Here is a 14,942-nt window from a genome sequence, read left to right as displayed (position 1 = left end):
GCTACATCGGTGTGCCTCACCTTCGTTGCCGCCCGGGGCAACGTGTGATGGGCTTGCGCCATGGCGCGTGCGACTTCGTCACCCGGTTCGGGGCAGCACCCGAACGAGCCCCACGTCGGAGGCCTGGCGCAACGCCTCAACTGGCTTCGGGCCGGAGTGCTGGGGGCGAACGACGGCATCGTCTCGGTGGCGGCGATCGTGGTCGGCGTCGCCGGTGCCACAACGGATGTCGTCGCCATCGTCGTCGCCGGTCTGGCCGCTCTGGTCGGTGGTGCGGTCTCGATGGCGCTCGGCGAGTACGTGTCGGTGAGCAGCCAGCGCGACAGCGAGCGGGCGCTGATCGAGAAGGAGAAGCACGAACTCGCGACCATGCCAGGCGAGGAGTTCGAGGAGCTCGCCGGGCTGTACCGCGCGAAAGGACTCTCGGAGGAGACCGCCTACAAGGTCGCCGAGGAGCTGACGGCGCACGATGCTCTGCGGGCGCACCTGTCGGCCGAGCTCGACATCGATCCGGACGACGTCGTGAGCCCGTGGCATGCCGCGCTGGCGTCTGCGCTGGCGTTCCTCACCGGCGGGGTGCTGCCGATGCTGACCATCCTGCTGCCGCCGGAGTGGCGGGTTCCGATCACCTTCGTCGTCGTCATCGTGGCGCTCGCCATCACCGGATACGCTGCCGCCGCCATCGGCGGCAGCTCACGCGGCAAGGCGGCGCTCCGGGTCGTGATCGGTGGCGCCATCGCCCTGGCGGCGACGTTCCTGATCGGCCGGCTCTTCAACGCCGCGGGCGCCTAGGCCCGGTCCGGGTGTCCCGCCACCCGCGCAATTGCGCCACTTGCGCTTAACCGCGCCAGCCTAAGTGGCGCACTAGAGCGCACGTGGCGCGGATGGCTCGAGCCACCCAGGCAGCCCACGGCCACCGGTCGTGCGCCGCCGACCGGCTCGCGGCGCGGAGCGAGGGTCACTCGGCGTCGAGGATGCCGTCGCGGCGAGCGACAGCGACCGCGCGGCCTCGGGTCGGCTCGTCCAGTTTGCGCAGCACCGCCGAGATGTGGTGCTCGACCGTGCGGGACGACAGCACCAGTCGATCGGCGATCTCCGAGGTCGAGAGCCCGTCCGCGAGCATTCGCAGCACCTGCAGCTCGCGAGTCGTGAGCTGTGCAGGATGCGCGCGAGTCGACGCGTGCGGCCGTCGCGGCAACGGGAGTCCGCAGTCGCGACGCGTTCGGAGCACGGCCAACGCGGCCCGAGTGGCCCCTACTCCGTCCAAGAGGCGAAGCGCGTGGTCGGCGGCGCTGACGTCGTCGTCGAGCATCCTGGCATAGGCGGACCAGATGGGGCTGCCAAGGGCATCCCACGCTGTCGCCCCGTCGCCGTCGAGGAGCGCCACGAACGGCGACGCTGATGGTGCAGCAACCTGCACGGGCAGCCCGCCGAGCATCCGCCACCAGGCGAGCTCTCCGATGGCCCAGTCATCCGGATGTCGAAGGGCAAGCGCCCACGCGCCCTCGGTCAGCTCCTCGATCGCCGACAGATCGCCGCGCAGCCACGCGTCTTCCGCCGCTGCGCACGCAACCGGGGCGATGCGCTGCAGTTCTCCCGTCGCCCCCGCGAGCTCGGACGCGCGTGCGAGGTGCTCGGCGACATCCTCTCCCTGCCGCGATCGCGCGCGAACGAGCGCCACGAGCGCCGGGATCGCGGACACCGGTGCCAGGTCGTCGTGCGCCAGCAGGCCGAGCGCTTCGTTCGACGCCTCCTCGAACCTGCCGAGATCGGCAAGCACCAGGCCTCGCCATGCGCGCATGTAACGCGCCCACGAGTCGAGGTCGCGCTCGTCGCAGTACGCGATGCCCGCGTCGAGGAACACGATCGCCGCAGTGAAGCGGTGCTGGCGCGCCGCCATGGACGAGATGTTGGTGTAGGCGCGTGCCGCATGTTCGTGCAGGTCGGAAACGAGCGCGAGATCGAGGCTGCGCTGCAGCATCGCCTCGCCACGCACGACATCGCCGAGGCTGACGGCCGCCGTGCCGAGGTTGTTGAGCGCGTGAGCCTGAGTCTCCGTCTCGCCCAGCGAGGTCGCGAGCGTGAGTGCGCGCTCGCCCCATCGGGTCGCCTCTTCGTGGTCGTCGGCGAGCATCCGCAGCTGCGCCTGATTGCTGTACGCCATGGCGAGCTCGGGACCGGGCGTCAGTGGCTCGAGGCTCTCGATCGCCCCCGCGCCGTATCGTTCGGCGTCGGCACCGCGGCCGAGGAACCACGACAGCCGCGAGAGCCAGCGCAGGTCGTCTCCCATGCGGATGCGATCCGCGGCAAGCTCGTGCAGCTCGAACGCACGCTGCCTCGCCGTGATGGCCTCCTTGAGCTGATCGGTGAGGTAGCACTCGTACGAGAGCGCGACGAAGAGCTCCGCCCGGACCTCGTCGGTCGCACCGTGGGCAAGCGCCATGCGGTAGTGCGCAGCCGCCTCTCGGTGCGCCCCCAGCCTGGCCGCGTATCTCCCGGCCAATGCGGCATGCCGGGCCGCCGCGGCGTCGTCGCCGTCGCCGGCGGCATGGTGTGCGAGCGTTCGGTGGTCCTCGGGGGCGCGTTCCTCGAGGGCCCGGAACGCGCGTCCGTGAAGTTGGCGCCTGCGCACCTCCGACAGGCTGCCCTCCACCGCGCCGCGCGCGAGCTCGTGGCGATAGGCGAACCCATCGCCCTCGTGGACGAGCACACCGGCATCAACGGCAGCATCGAGCGCGTCGGCGTCCCGAGCCGCGACGGTCATCAGCAGGTCGGCACTCGCCACGGTTCCCAGCACGGCCGCGGCATGGGCGACATCCTGCCCCTCGGGCGGGAGCGCCGAGACCCTCGCCAGCACGGCATCGCGCACGGTTGCGGGCAGTTCCGCGGAGTCCGCGGCGAGCAACTCCGTCACGAAGAACGCGTTGCCCTGGGTGCGCGCGTGCAGTTCTTCAGGGACCGTGGATGCCCCAGCATGCACCACCAGCGCGGCGACTCCGTCCACGGTGAGCGTCGGAACGGGCATCCTGCGCACTCCGGACGCCGTCGCGAGGTCACCCATCACCGTCGTCAGGCGATGTCGTGCCGAAACCTCCTCACTTCGATACGTGGCGAGGATGAGCACGGGCATGCCGTCGAGGCGGCGCCCGAGGTAGCGCAGCCCGTCGAGGCTCAGTTCATCCGCCCAGTGCAGGTCCTCGAGCACCAGGATGCCCGGTGCCACCGACAACGCCGATCGCAGTGCTCTGAAGAGGCGTACCCTGTCGCCGGCCGCCAGCTGATCGCCGAGCTCCGGGACGGCATCACGGAAGGCCGCGAACGCATCCGCCGTCGTGACATTGTCGACACCGCCGCTCCGGACGACGACGCTCCCGGACTGCGACGCCGCGAACTCGCGCACCAGAGTCGACTTGCCGACCCCGGCCTCGCCGCCGACGAACACCAGGCGTCCGCTGCCTGACAGCGCGTCGGCCAGCTCGGCCTCCAGTTCGCCGAGCTGGCGTTCACGCTCGACCAGCATGAGACTATTCAGCCATCACATCCCTTCGCTGACCAGGTAAATCTCGTCCGCGACGAGCCCGTGCGCCTCGCGGTGCACGGCGTTCGCCGATTCCGGGTCGGGGGCATCCACCAGGCAGAAGATCTTGCCTGCGCCTTCATCGACCCAGTAGCGCAGGTAGTGCACGTCGTGCTCATCCTGCTTCGCCAGATCGGCGGTGTGCGCGGATGCGACGTCGCTGAGCGCCACCGATCCGTCGAGTGTGTGGACATCCATGTAGAGAGGCATCTTCGCGTTCCTTCGTCTCGACGCCGACGGGATGTCGGCTGATGCCCATGCCACCAGCTGAGCCCTCGTGCGGAATCGGGGGAACCACCCATCTTCCGCGGGGCCCCGTGCCGGCCATCCGCATAGCCCGCCCTCTCGGTGTCTCCCGCTCAGACCCCGTCTCGACGTCAGGGCAGACCCCGTCTCGACGTCAGGCCGTGCCCAGCTCCGCTGCTGCGCCACTTGCGCGCAATAGCGCCAGCCGAAGTGGCGCAGTAGAGCGCAAGTGGCGCGATAACTCGGGGGCCGCGAGCCAGACCCCTCCGCCGCGCACGCGAACGGCGCGAAGCCCGAGGGAGACCGGCTCCCGGCCTACCAGTCCTCGGCTGGAGCGGCGACGATCGGCACGTCGACCGCATGCCAGATGGCACCGTAGTTGTAGTGCCCGCCTGCCCATGGCGAGTCGATGATCGCCTGCGCGGACGCTGCGACTGGAGCGTTGGCCTCGAACGAAGCCGCGATGCCGGAGAACAGGTCACGCCTCAGCTGCTGCGCAACGTAGCTCGCCGCAGTCGTGAGGTTGTCGTAGCTGCCGAACCCCGCGCCGCCGCCGGACCCGAGCCCGTTGTTCAGCGGGTTGTTACGCAGCCACCAGCTGTTCGGGTCGTTCTCGGAGTCCATCCACTGCAGCATCACGGTGAGGTTGTTCGGCGTCACGGGGAACTGGCCGTCTTGCAGCACGAGTGCTGCCCAGTCGACGTTCGTGAGGCCGCCGACCGTGATCGCTGGCGCGCCGTCCGGCCTGGTGTAACCGGCCGAGTCGAACTTCTGCTGCTCCACCTCGGCGGCATGGATGTCGCCAGCAACCGTCATCGTCTGATTACGCCCGAGCAGCTGGTTCGAATACAACGTTCCGCCCGGAACGGATGCCGCATTCGCAGGCATCGCGACCATGGCGCTTCCCGCGAGGAACATCACCGCTGCACCCGCCGCCGTCATGCGCCCAGGCGACCGCCACCGCTTTGCGGGGGCTCGATGGGCGGCACGCGATACGCGCGCTGATGCCTGCGACGCTTCGCGCGCGGCTCGGCGGGTTGGGTAGGAAGTCATGCTCTCCGGGGGGAGCGGCAGGCTTCGGACTCCGCCGCTTTCGGTTCGAGTACAGAGTACGAGGGTACCAAACCCCCAGATCAGGTGCCAGGCGGGGTCTCCGTCACCGGATGTCGCGGCGTCTCGCGGCTGTCAGCGACGGCGTGTCGCGGTGGTCGGTCGTACCGCGTCGCTGTGCTCAGCGAACGGGCGCGGCGACCGAGTTGAGCACGTCGGCAAGGCCGTCGTCGTCGACCGTTCCGGTGACGTCGAGTGCGGCATCCTTCACCTCGTCCGGCGCCTGGCCCATCGCAACGGCGTGCCCGCCGATCGACCTGGCGAGCGCGAACATCTCAAGGTCGTTGCGTCCGTCGCCGACCACGAGAAGCGACTCGCCGTCCATCCCGAGCTGGTCGAGCACGCGGGCCAGCGCACTCCCCTTGCTCACACCGTCGGGGGCGATGTCGAGCCATGCCGCCCAGCCGACCGAGTAGGTCACCTTGTGCAGGCCCATCTGCTCGACGATCTCGAGGAACTCCTCCGCGTTGTGCGACGGCGAGACGACAACGACGCGGCTCACAGGTTCGGCGCCGAGCTCGTCGAAGTCGACAGGGGTCGCGTTGCCCAGCACCCAGTCCGAGGAGTCCATGCCCGCGGTGAACACGCGTCGGCCGTCGGAGCGCTCCACCATGAATCCGCCGTGCGGCAGGAACGGGCGCACCCGGTCCAGCACGGGCCGGGCGTCGAACGTCTCGACGAACGCGCGCCGATAGCCGTCGCCATCGCGCTGCATGATGACCGCCCCGTTCGAACAGACCACGAACTCCGGGTGCAACTCGAACAGTTCAAGAACGCCGACGGCGGTCTCCCAGCTGCGGCCCGTCGCAAGGGTGACCTCGTGTCCGGCCTCGACGACGCGCGCGACGGCATCCTTCACCGCGTCGCCTGCGCTCTCGTCCTCGTGCAGCAGCGTGCCGTCGACGTCGAGCGCGATCAGAAGCCGGTCGGATGCCCCGCCTTCCGCACTCACGACGCCACCGGCCGCAGCACCTCGAGGCCGCCGAGGTAAGGGCGCAGCACCTCGGGAATCACGACCGATCCGTCGACCTGCTGGTGCGTCTCGAGCAGGGCGACGATCCAGCGCGTGGTCGCCAGAGTTCCGTTCAGCGTCGCGACAGGCGTGGTCTTGCCGCTCTCCGTGCGGTGTCTGGTCTGCAGACGGCGCGCCTGGAACGTGGTGCAGTTCGACGTCGACGTCAGCTCGCGGTAGCGACCCTGCGTCGGCACCCACGCCTCGACGTCGTACTTGCGCGCTGCGCTCGAGCCGAGATCACCCGCCGCCGTGTCGATCACGCGATATGCGAGACCGAGGGACTGCAGAATCTCCTCCTGCCAGCCGACCAGTCGCAGGTGCTCGGCCTCGGCCTCCTCGGGCAGCGTGTAGACGAACATCTCGAGCTTGTTGAACTGGTGAACACGGATGATCCCCCGCGTGTCCTTGCCGCCGCTTCCCGCCTCCCGGCGGAAACACGTCGACCAGCCTGCGTACCGCAGCGGGCCGTCAGAGAGGTCGAGGATCTCGTCCGAGTGATAGCCCGCGAGCGCCACCTCGCTCGTGCCGGTGAGATAGAGGTCATCGCTGCCCAGGTGGTACACCTCGTCGGCGTGGGCGCCGAGGAATCCGGTGCCCTGCATGATCTCCGGCTTCACGAGCGTCGGCGTGATCATCGGCGTGAACCCGTTCTGCAGCGCCTTGTCGAGCGCGTAGTTCATCAGCGCGAGTTCGAGTCGCGCCCCGACGCCCTTCAGAAAATAGAAGCGCGCGCCGCTCACCTTGGCGCCGCGAGCCATGTCGATGGCATCCAGCCGCTCGCCGAGTTCCAAGTGGTCGAGCGGCTCGAAATCGAACTGCGGGATGACCCCCACCTCGCGCAGCAGCGTGAAGTCGTCCTCTCCGCCGGCCGGCACGCCGTCGACGATCACGTTGCCGATGCGGCGAACAGCGGCGTCGAAACGCTCCTCGGCCTCGGATGCACGTGCCTGTGCATCCTTCACCTGTGACGCCAGTTGCTGCGCCTGTGCGACGAGCTCCTTCTTCTCCTCTTTGGGAGCGGATGCCACCCGCTTGCCGAAGACGTTCTGCTCGGCCCGCAGCGACTCGAAGTCGGTGATGGCGGCGCGACGCTCTGCGTCGGCGATCAGTGCTTCGTCGACCGTGACGACGGATTCGCCCCGTGCCTCCTGCGAACGCCTGATGAGGTCGGGATTCTCGCGCAGGAGTACAGGATCGATCACCGCTCAAGTCTATGGGCGATTGAGGTGTGGTCAGCGGGAGCTCGCTCACCCCGACCAAGCGACCGAGCCTCCGAGCGGCGAAGCCGCGATATGGCGCTCCCCTGCCGCACGATTCACGTGAAATGCGCCTAGCACAGGCACATGCGGCGGCCCAACGGCTGGACCAGCCCGGCGCAGTGAGTAGCGTTGTCGGGGTGAGCGAATCGGTCGCATCCGCGTCCGGGGCGGCGCCGGACGAACCCGCCGCTGCGCGGCCGCGCCGGGTAGCCGTCGTGTACAACCCGATCAAGGGCGACACGAAGGCGCTGCGAGCTGCGGTCGTGGCCGAGCTCGTTGCCGAGCGCACCGCGGCCGTCAAGGCGGGCGGCGCAGGCTGGTCAGACCCGCTCTGGCTGGAGACCACTGTCGACGACGCAGGCCAAGGACTCACCAGGCGCGCCGTCGACGAAGGCGTCGACCTCGTGATCGCGGCGGGCGGCGACGGAACGGTGCGCGCGGTCGCAGCGGGCCTGCGCGGCAGCGACATCCCCCTCGGCATCGTGCCGCTCGGCACCGGCAACCTCCTCGCGCGCAACCTCGGCATTCCGCTCGCCGACCTGCGGTCATCCATTCGCGTCGCCCTCACCGGGTTCGACCAGCCGATCGATGTCGGCATCGCCGAACTCACCAGGGATGGCGGCGCCGCGAGCGCACACGCGTTCCTGGTGATGGCCGGAATCGGAATCGACGCGGCCATGATCGCGAACACGAGCCCGCAGCTGAAGAAGAGGGTCGGATGGCTGGCCTATGTCGACGGCGGCCTACGCTCTCTGAACTCCCAAAAGTTCCAGATCCACTACGAACTGCCAGGGCACCATCGGCACTCGGCGCACGTGAACAGCATCCTGGCCGGCAACTGCGGGTTGCTGCCCGGCAACATCGAGCTGATGCCGGATGCCAGCCTCGACGACGGCGAGCTCGACATCGCGCTGTTGCAGCCGCGCACCCTGTTCGGCTGGCTCTGGATCTGGCGCACGGTCACGTGGGAGAACCGCGTTCTGCGGCGTACGGCGTTCGGGCGCAAGATCATCAGGCTCACCGGATCCGAGAAGGTCAGGACCCTGAGCTATCTGCGCGGCGCGTCGATCAACGTCGAGGTCTCGGAGGGCGTCGAACCGGTCGAGCTCGACGGCGACAGCTTCGGAGACGTCACCGGCGCGCACTTCTGGGCGGATGCCCGCGCCCTCGTCGTGCGCGTCCCTCGCGCCGGGTGACGCAGGCCGTCACCCCCTCCCGCCCTCCCGCAGGTTGAGGAGCTCCGCGAAGCGGCGGGTCCCTCCCGCTGGTTGAGGAGCTCCGCGAAGCGTCGCGTCTCGAAACCCACGCCCTGCAGCGAGGCCCGTCGGCCGGCCGAAGCGCGCCATCGATGCGGAGCCTCAACCCGTGCGCGTCATCCACATCGACGGGTCCGCCAACGGCTCGAAGCCGAACTTGGCGTACAACCCGTGGGCGTCACCCGTGGAAAGCGCGACGCGCTTCAGCCCGAGCGGCTCGAGCTCGGCGACCACGCCCTCGATGAGCCCGACACCGATGCCGTTTCCCCGAACTGCGGGGTCCACGAACACGTCGCACAGCCAGGCGAAGGTGACGCCGTCTGTGACCACGCGCGCATAGGCGACCTGCTCACCCGACTCGGTGTCGAAGACTCCGTAGTTGCGGGACGCGTCGATGGCGGCATCCTGCGTGGCTCGCGCGCGGTTGGATGCCCAATAGGACTCCTCACTCAGCCAGCGGTGCACCTGCTCCCGGTCGACGTCGGCGGTGTCGGCGGAGAAGCGGTAGCGGGCATCCATCGGCTCAGCGTAACGGCCGAGCTGGCGGCGGCACAGGCAGAGACCACCGCAGGTTGAGAAGCACGCGAAGCACGCGTCTCGAAACCCCAGCCGACCGGGTTTCGAGACGCGCGCCTCACGGCGTGCTCCTCAACCCACGGTGGTGGGTGCAGCTTCAGTGCTCGGGCTCGCCGCCGATCAGCCCGCGCAGCCAGTCGCGCGCCTCGATGAACACGTCATCGTCATAGCGGGAGTCGTAGTCGATCGGCACACCATCGGCACGGGGATACGAGCCCAAGAAGATGATCCTCGGGCTGAACCGGAAGAGGCCGAGCAGGGCGTCCGCCACCCGCTCGTCGCTGACGTGCCCGTCGGCATCGATGACGAAGCGGTAGCGGCCGAACTCGTCGCCGATCGGACGCGACTCGATGAGACTCAGGTTCACGCCGCGGGTGGAGAACTGCTCCAGCATCTCGACGAGCGTGCCCGAACGATCGGAGGGCAGCTCGACGATGAGGCTCGTCTTGTCAGCGCCCGTCGGCTCAGGGATGCTCCGCGTTCGGCTCACCAGCGCGAATCGGGTGACCGCATTGGGGTTGTCGATGATGTTCTCGGCGAGCACGACGAGGTCGTGGTGATCGATGATGGTCGGCGGGGCGATCGCGGCGTCCGCGGGGCTGATCGGGCGACCTGCGTCATCCAGTTCCAGCAGCGAGGTGGCGGCCGCGACGTTGCTCGACGCCGGAACGTAGTCGTGCGCAGGAAGCGTCGCGCCGAGCCACCGATTGCACTGGGCGTAGGCGACCGGATGCGCGGTCACCGTCTTCACATCGGCCAGCGTCGTGCCCGGACGCGCCACCAGCACGAACCCGACCGGCACCAGGTACTCGCCGATGATGCGCAGGCCAGGGATGCTCGCGAGCGCGTCCTGCGTCGCGGATACTCCGCCCTCGATCGAGTTCTCGATGGCGATCATCGCGGCGACGCTGCGGCCGGTGACGACGTCGTTCAGCGCCTCGCCGACGTTGTTCACCGCACGCCAGGTCTTGCCCTTCGCCTCAGGAACCTGCGCGAGGGCCGCCTCGGTGAAGGTGCCGCTCGGGCCGAGGTAGCTGTAGGCGTCCGACATGCCCGCCAGCTTATCCACCCCATCTCTCGCCTCTTCCTCTATCCAGCCCACGTCTCTTCTCCGCCCAGCCGTGCTGGATTTCGGAGATTCGCCGGGACGCGCCGCACGGCCACCCCGACACACCGACCGGATGCCCGAATCTCCGAAATCCAGCACGGGGAGGTGGGGCGCTGGCTGGGCGCCGCTGTTGAGCTGCTGCTGGCGGGGTGCTGCTGCTGGTGGGTCCCACAGCGGTGGGGGCGGGGCCGAACCAACACGGGGACGAGACGTGACGGCCGCCAGGTGCCAGACTTTCCGCATGACCGATCGCGCAGGAACCCCAGCGACCCCTGACGACCTCATCGACATCGAAGCCCTGGTGCGGGCCTACTACGACCTGCATCCTGATGCCTCGATACCCGCGCAGCGCGTGGTGTTCGGCACCAGCGGGCATCGCGGCAGCGCCTTCGACACCGCGTTCAACGACGACCACATCGCCGCGACCACGCAGGCGATCGTCGAGTACCGCCGCGGCCAGGGCACCACGGGTCCGCTCTTCATCGGCGCAGACACCCACGCCCTGAGCATGCCGGCGCAGACCACGGCGCTCGAGGTGCTGGTGGCGAACGGCGTCGACGTGCTCGTCGACGAGTACGACGACTACACGCCGACCCCCGCGGTCAGCCACGCGATCATCAAGTACAACAGGGCGCACCAGGGACAGCCGCAGGCGGACGGCATCGTGGTGACCCCCAGCCACAACCCGCCCCGCGACGGTGGCTTCAAGTACAACCCTCCGCACGGCGGGCCGGCCGACTCGGATGCCACGGGCTGGATCGCCAACCGCGCCAACGAGATCCTCGCCGACGGCCTCCGCGACGTCAGCCGCGCAGAACCGAGCGGTGTCGCCACCTACGACTTCCGCGCGAACTACGTGGATGACCTGCGCAACATCATCGATGTGGATGCCATCAAGCGCGCGGGCGTCCGCATCGGCGCCGACCCGCTCGGCGGCGCGAGCGCCCACTACTGGGCCCTCATCGGCGAGACGTACGGCCTCGACCTCACCGTCGTGAACCCGGTGATCGACCCGCAGTGGGGCTTCATGACGCTGGACTGGGACGGCAAGATCCGCATGGATCCGTCCAGCCCGTCTGCCATGGCATCGGTCCTGAAGCACAAGGACGACTACCAGGTGCTCACCGGCAACGACGCCGACGCGGACCGGCACGGCATCGTCACGCCGGACGGCGGGCTGATGAATCCCAACCACTATCTGGCTGTCGCGATCGAGTACCTCTACGCGCACCGCCCCGATTGGCGAGCGGATGCCGCCGTCGGGAAGACCCTCGTCTCGTCATCCATCATCGACCGGGTCGCCGTATCGCTCGACCGCCGCCTCTGGGAGGTGCCGGTGGGCTTCAAGTGGTTCGTGCCAGGCCTCGTGGACGGCTCCGTCGCGTTCGGCGGCGAGGAGAGCGCCGGCGCGTCGTTCCTGCGCATGGACGGCACGGCGTGGACGACCGACAAGGACGGCATCCTGCTCGCACTGCTGGCCAGCGAGATCACTGCCGTGACGGGCAAGAGCCCTTCGCAGCTCTACTGCGGGCTCACCGAGCGGTTCGGAGCGCCCGTATACCAGCGGGTGGATGCCGCGGCCAGCAAGGAGCAGAAGGCCAAGCTCGGCAAGCTCGACGGCGATGCGATCGGGGCGGCCGAGCTCGCCGGCGAGAAGATCACCGCGAAGCTGTCCAAGGCGCCGGGCAACGACGCCGCGATCGGCGGGGTCAAGGTGGTCACCGAGAACGCCTGGTTCGCGGCCCGCCCGAGCGGCACCGAGGACGTCTACAAGATCTACGCGGAGTCCTTCATCGGGGACGACCACCTGCGAGAGGTGCAGTCCGAGGCGAAGAAGATCGTCGACAAGGCGATCGCCTAGCCCGGCACGTCCGCCCGCGGGCACGGGCTGGGCCCGGCACGGACGCCCGCGCCACCGCGAGACTGCACGCCCACCCCATCTCCGCGGGTAGTACCCGCAGTCGTGGCGTGGGCGTGCAGTCTCGTCGGTGTGGCGGGCCGCTCGGCGTCGCGCTCAGCTGACCTTCTTGCGGTAGATCGCGGTGGCGACGATGTACGCGACGATCAGCAGGCCGACCATCCATGCCAGCGCGATCCAGATCTGGCCGGTCACCGGCTCACCGGTGAACAGGTCTCGGATCGTGTTCACGATGGGCGTCACCGGCTGGTACTCGGCGAACCAGGCAACAGGCCCGGGCATCGACGACGTCGGCACGAACGCGGAGCTGATGAACGGCAGGAAGATCAGCGGGTAGGAGAACGCGCTGGCGCCATCCACCGTCTTCGCGGTCAGGCCGGGGATGACCGCCAGCCACGTCAACGCCAGGGTGAACAGGATCAGGATGCCCGCGACAGCGAGCCAGTCGAGCACGCTCGCCCCGGTGCGGAAGCCCATGATGATGGCGACTCCGATGACGACGGCGATCGACACCAGGTTGGACACCAGCGACGTGAGCACGTGCGCCCAGAGCACGGCCGATCGCGCGATCGGCATGGACTGGAACCTCTCGACGATGCCGCCCTGCATGTCCTGGAACAGCCGGAACGCCGTGTACGAGACTCCCGATGCGACAGTGATGAGCAGGATGCCCGGCAGCAGGTAGACGATGTAGGGGACGTCCGTTCCGGTGTTGATGGCGCCGCCCAGCACATAGACGAACAGCAGCATCAGTGCGATCGGCGTGATGCAGGTCGTGATGATGGTGTCGAGGCTGCGCGTGATGTGCTTCAGCGAACGCCCGGTCAGAACGGCAGAGTCTGCGAAGAAGTGCCCGCGTGCCGAGCCGGCCGCCTTCGCGACGGTGATGGTGGTCATGATCGTTGTCCTTTCGTGAATGCTGGTCGGCGTCACTCGACCGCGGTCTTCGCGGTCTCGTCTGCGGTGGGGTCGGTTGCGTCGTCTTCGCCGACGATGGCGAAGAAGACGTCCTCGAGGGTGGGCTGCTTCTCGACGTACTCGATCTCTGCCGGGGGAAGCATTCCCTTGAGCTCGGAGAGCGTGCCGTTGACGATGATGCGACCCTTGTGCAAAATCGCGATGCGGTCGGCGAGCTGCTCCGCCTCGTCCAGGTACTGCGTGGTGAGCAGCACGGTGGTCCCGCGTGAGGTGAGGTCCTTCACCGCGCGCCACACCTCGAGACGTGCCTCGGGGTCGAGGCCCGTCGTCGGCTCATCCAGGAAGATCACCGGCGGGTTGCCGATGAGGCTCATGGCGATGTCGAGCCGGCGACGCATGCCGCCCGAGTAGGTCGCGACCTTGCGCGCCCCGGCGTCCGTGAGCGAGAAGCGGGCGAGAAGCCCGTCCGCGATCGCGCCCGGGTTCTTGAGGTGCCGCAGCCGCGCCACGAGCACGAGGTTCTCCTTGCCGCTGAGCACCTCGTCGACGGCGGCGAACTGGCCGGTGAGGCTGATGGATGCCCGCACGTCCTCCGCCTGTCGGGCGACGTCGTACCCGTTGACCTTCGCTGTGCCGCCATCGGCGTGCAGCAGTGTCGACAGGATGCGGATGGCGGTGGTCTTGCCCGCTCCGTTGGAGCCGAGCAGGGCGAAGACGGTGCCCGGCGCCACGTCGAAGTCGACGCCCTTGAGCACATCCAGCTTCTTGTACGACTTCGTCAGGCCCTGAACGTGGATGGCCGGGCCCTGAGTCTGCGTCGTGGTCATGATGGTTGTCCGTTCTCTCTGATCGTGTACGTGGTTCGTGTACGTGGTTCGTGTTCTCGGATCGTGGATTTCGATCGATCGCGGCCGGTTCGGGGCGCGACGAATAGCGCCCTCGTCGGTCATCCCGATGTGACCGGGCGTTTCGATGTGGTGATGTTGTGTCTGATCTGGAGGGCTCACCCGCCCCGAGCCATTCGACCCGGAGCGGGATGCCCGGGCTAGGCCAGCGGTCGTCGAACGGTGATCGAGGCGTAGTCCGCGTGGGCGGTGACGGCCACGGTGCGGTCGTCGTCGACGGGAGCGGATGTCTGCTCGAGCTCGTTCCGCACCTGTCCGTGCCGTGAAGCGATGTCGAGCCAGGCCGCCGTGCCCTCCGGCACTCCGACCTCGATGGAGCCGTAGCCGCCGTCGATCTTCACCTCGCCGGTTCCGACGCGGTCGATGCGCACCTCTCCGTGTGCGCACTTGATCTCGGCCGAGCCGTTCAGCTGCTCGATGGTGACATCACCCGTGGTGGAGCGCACATTCAGAGGACCCTCGACCTCACCGAGCGTGGTGTTGCCCGTCGTGTTCTTGATGGTCCCCGCTCCCTCGAGCGTGCCGATGCGGATGGAGCCCGAACCGTTGGTCACCTGCAGCGGGCCGGCGATGCGACCCGCCTGGATCGACCCGGCGCCGGTGTGAAGGGTGGTCTTGGCCGCTTGCTCGACCCGGAGCTCACCGGCTCCGGTCCGCAGGTTGCACGCACCGAGCATGCCCTGGGTGCTCACGTTGCCCGCGCCGACCTTGCCATCCAGCGCCGATCCGGTCGGCACCGTGATGTCGACCACCAGGCGCGGGCTGCCGCTGAACCAGGTGTAGTAGCGGAGGGTGCGCGGGATGCGCAGGCTGAGCACCCCGTCGGAGTAGTCGACGACCGTCTCGCCGAGCGCTCGCACGTCATCCTTCTTGGCAGGATCGGCCGGCTTCACCGACACCGTCGTTGTTGCCGTGTCGGTTGCCGTGATCGTGGCGTTCACGACGACGAGCAGGTCGAGCACGACCTGGATGGGGGCGGGGGTGGCGTATTCGGTGGTCATGGTCTCTCTCCTCTGCGAAGTCGTGTTCTGAGTGGTCGTGCTCTGGGATGTCT

General features: G+C 68.5%; 13 protein-coding genes. 3 read left to right on the top strand and 10 right to left on the bottom strand.

Annotation, left to right across the window (positions count from 1 at the left end; translation table 11 throughout):
- Positions 1–60: 60 nt before the first annotated feature.
- Complete coding sequence (locus tag ACYVDN_RS13985) at positions 61–792, top strand: VIT1/CCC1 transporter family protein (protein ID WP_460572683.1); 732 nt, start codon at positions 61–63, stop codon at positions 790–792.
- A gap of 166 nt (positions 793–958) precedes the next feature.
- Here ACYVDN_RS13985 and ACYVDN_RS13980 read toward each other — a convergent pair whose 3' ends face one another.
- The 5 genes from ACYVDN_RS13980 to serS form a co-directional block, all read right to left on the bottom strand.
- Positions 959–3,520, bottom strand: coding sequence for an ATP-binding protein (locus ACYVDN_RS13980; protein ID WP_460572681.1), 2,562 nt, complete (start codon positions 3,518–3,520; stop codon positions 959–961).
- Between the two features lie 15 nt (positions 3,521–3,535).
- On the bottom strand, positions 3,536–3,787 hold the full coding sequence (locus ACYVDN_RS13975; RefSeq protein ID WP_460572679.1) for a DUF4242 domain-containing protein: 252 nt from the start codon (positions 3,785–3,787) through the stop codon (positions 3,536–3,538).
- A 351-nt stretch (positions 3,788–4,138) separates the two neighbouring features.
- Positions 4,139–4,765 (bottom strand): hypothetical protein, encoded by a 627-nt coding sequence (locus tag ACYVDN_RS13970; protein WP_460572677.1) that lies wholly within the window; start codon positions 4,763–4,765, stop codon positions 4,139–4,141.
- A 289-nt stretch (positions 4,766–5,054) separates the two neighbouring features.
- The gene (locus tag ACYVDN_RS13965) at positions 5,055–5,885 is read right to left on the bottom strand and encodes an HAD family hydrolase (protein ID WP_460572675.1); all 831 of its coding nucleotides are present in this window, start codon (positions 5,883–5,885) and stop codon (positions 5,055–5,057) included.
- The gene (gene serS, locus ACYVDN_RS13960; RefSeq protein ID WP_460572673.1) at positions 5,882–7,150 is read right to left on the bottom strand and encodes a serine--tRNA ligase; all 1,269 of its coding nucleotides are present in this window, start codon (positions 7,148–7,150) and stop codon (positions 5,882–5,884) included. Before serS ends, ACYVDN_RS13965 begins: the two co-directional genes overlap by 4 nt.
- 194 nt (positions 7,151–7,344) lie before the next feature.
- Here serS and ACYVDN_RS13955 point away from each other — a divergent pair, with 194 nt between their 5' ends.
- Positions 7,345–8,403, top strand: a complete 1,059-nt coding sequence (locus tag ACYVDN_RS13955) for a diacylglycerol/lipid kinase family protein (RefSeq protein ID WP_460572671.1) — start codon at positions 7,345–7,347, stop codon at positions 8,401–8,403.
- 162 nt (positions 8,404–8,565) lie between these two features.
- Here ACYVDN_RS13955 and ACYVDN_RS13950 read toward each other — a convergent pair whose 3' ends face one another.
- Positions 8,566–8,982 carry a GNAT family N-acetyltransferase gene (locus tag ACYVDN_RS13950; RefSeq protein ID WP_460572669.1) on the bottom strand — a complete coding sequence of 139 codons (417 nt, stop codon included), beginning with the start codon at positions 8,980–8,982 and terminating at the stop codon, positions 8,566–8,568.
- Positions 8,983–9,136: 154 nt separating this feature from the next.
- Entirely contained in the window at positions 9,137–10,090 is a 954-nt protein-coding gene (pheA, locus tag ACYVDN_RS13945; RefSeq protein ID WP_460572667.1) for a prephenate dehydratase, read from the bottom strand.
- A 298-nt stretch (positions 10,091–10,388) separates the two neighbouring features.
- On the opposite strand from pheA, the gene pgm reads away from it, so the two are divergent.
- The gene (gene pgm / locus ACYVDN_RS13940; RefSeq protein ID WP_460572665.1) at positions 10,389–12,008 is read left to right on the top strand and encodes a phosphoglucomutase (alpha-D-glucose-1,6-bisphosphate-dependent); all 1,620 of its coding nucleotides are present in this window, start codon (positions 10,389–10,391) and stop codon (positions 12,006–12,008) included.
- A 153-nt stretch (positions 12,009–12,161) separates the two neighbouring features.
- Here pgm and ACYVDN_RS13935 read toward each other — a convergent pair whose 3' ends face one another.
- The 3 genes from ACYVDN_RS13935 to ACYVDN_RS13925 all read right to left on the bottom strand — a co-directional run bounded on the left by ACYVDN_RS13935 (position 12,162) and on the right by ACYVDN_RS13925 (position 14,889).
- Entirely contained in the window at positions 12,162–12,962 is an 801-nt protein-coding gene (locus tag ACYVDN_RS13935) for an ABC transporter permease (protein ID WP_460572663.1), read from the bottom strand.
- Between the two features lie 32 nt (positions 12,963–12,994).
- Positions 12,995–13,810, bottom strand: a complete 816-nt coding sequence (locus tag ACYVDN_RS13930) for an ABC transporter ATP-binding protein (protein ID WP_460572661.1) — start codon at positions 13,808–13,810, stop codon at positions 12,995–12,997.
- Positions 13,811–14,028: 218 nt separating this feature from the next.
- Positions 14,029–14,889 carry a DUF4097 family beta strand repeat-containing protein gene (locus ACYVDN_RS13925; protein WP_460572659.1) on the bottom strand — a complete coding sequence of 287 codons (861 nt, stop codon included), beginning with the start codon at positions 14,887–14,889 and terminating at the stop codon, positions 14,029–14,031.
- Positions 14,890–14,942: the final 53 nt, after the last annotated feature.

The organism is Humibacter soli, assembly GCF_054779035.1.
This window is presented reverse-complemented; position numbering and strand designations above follow the sequence as displayed.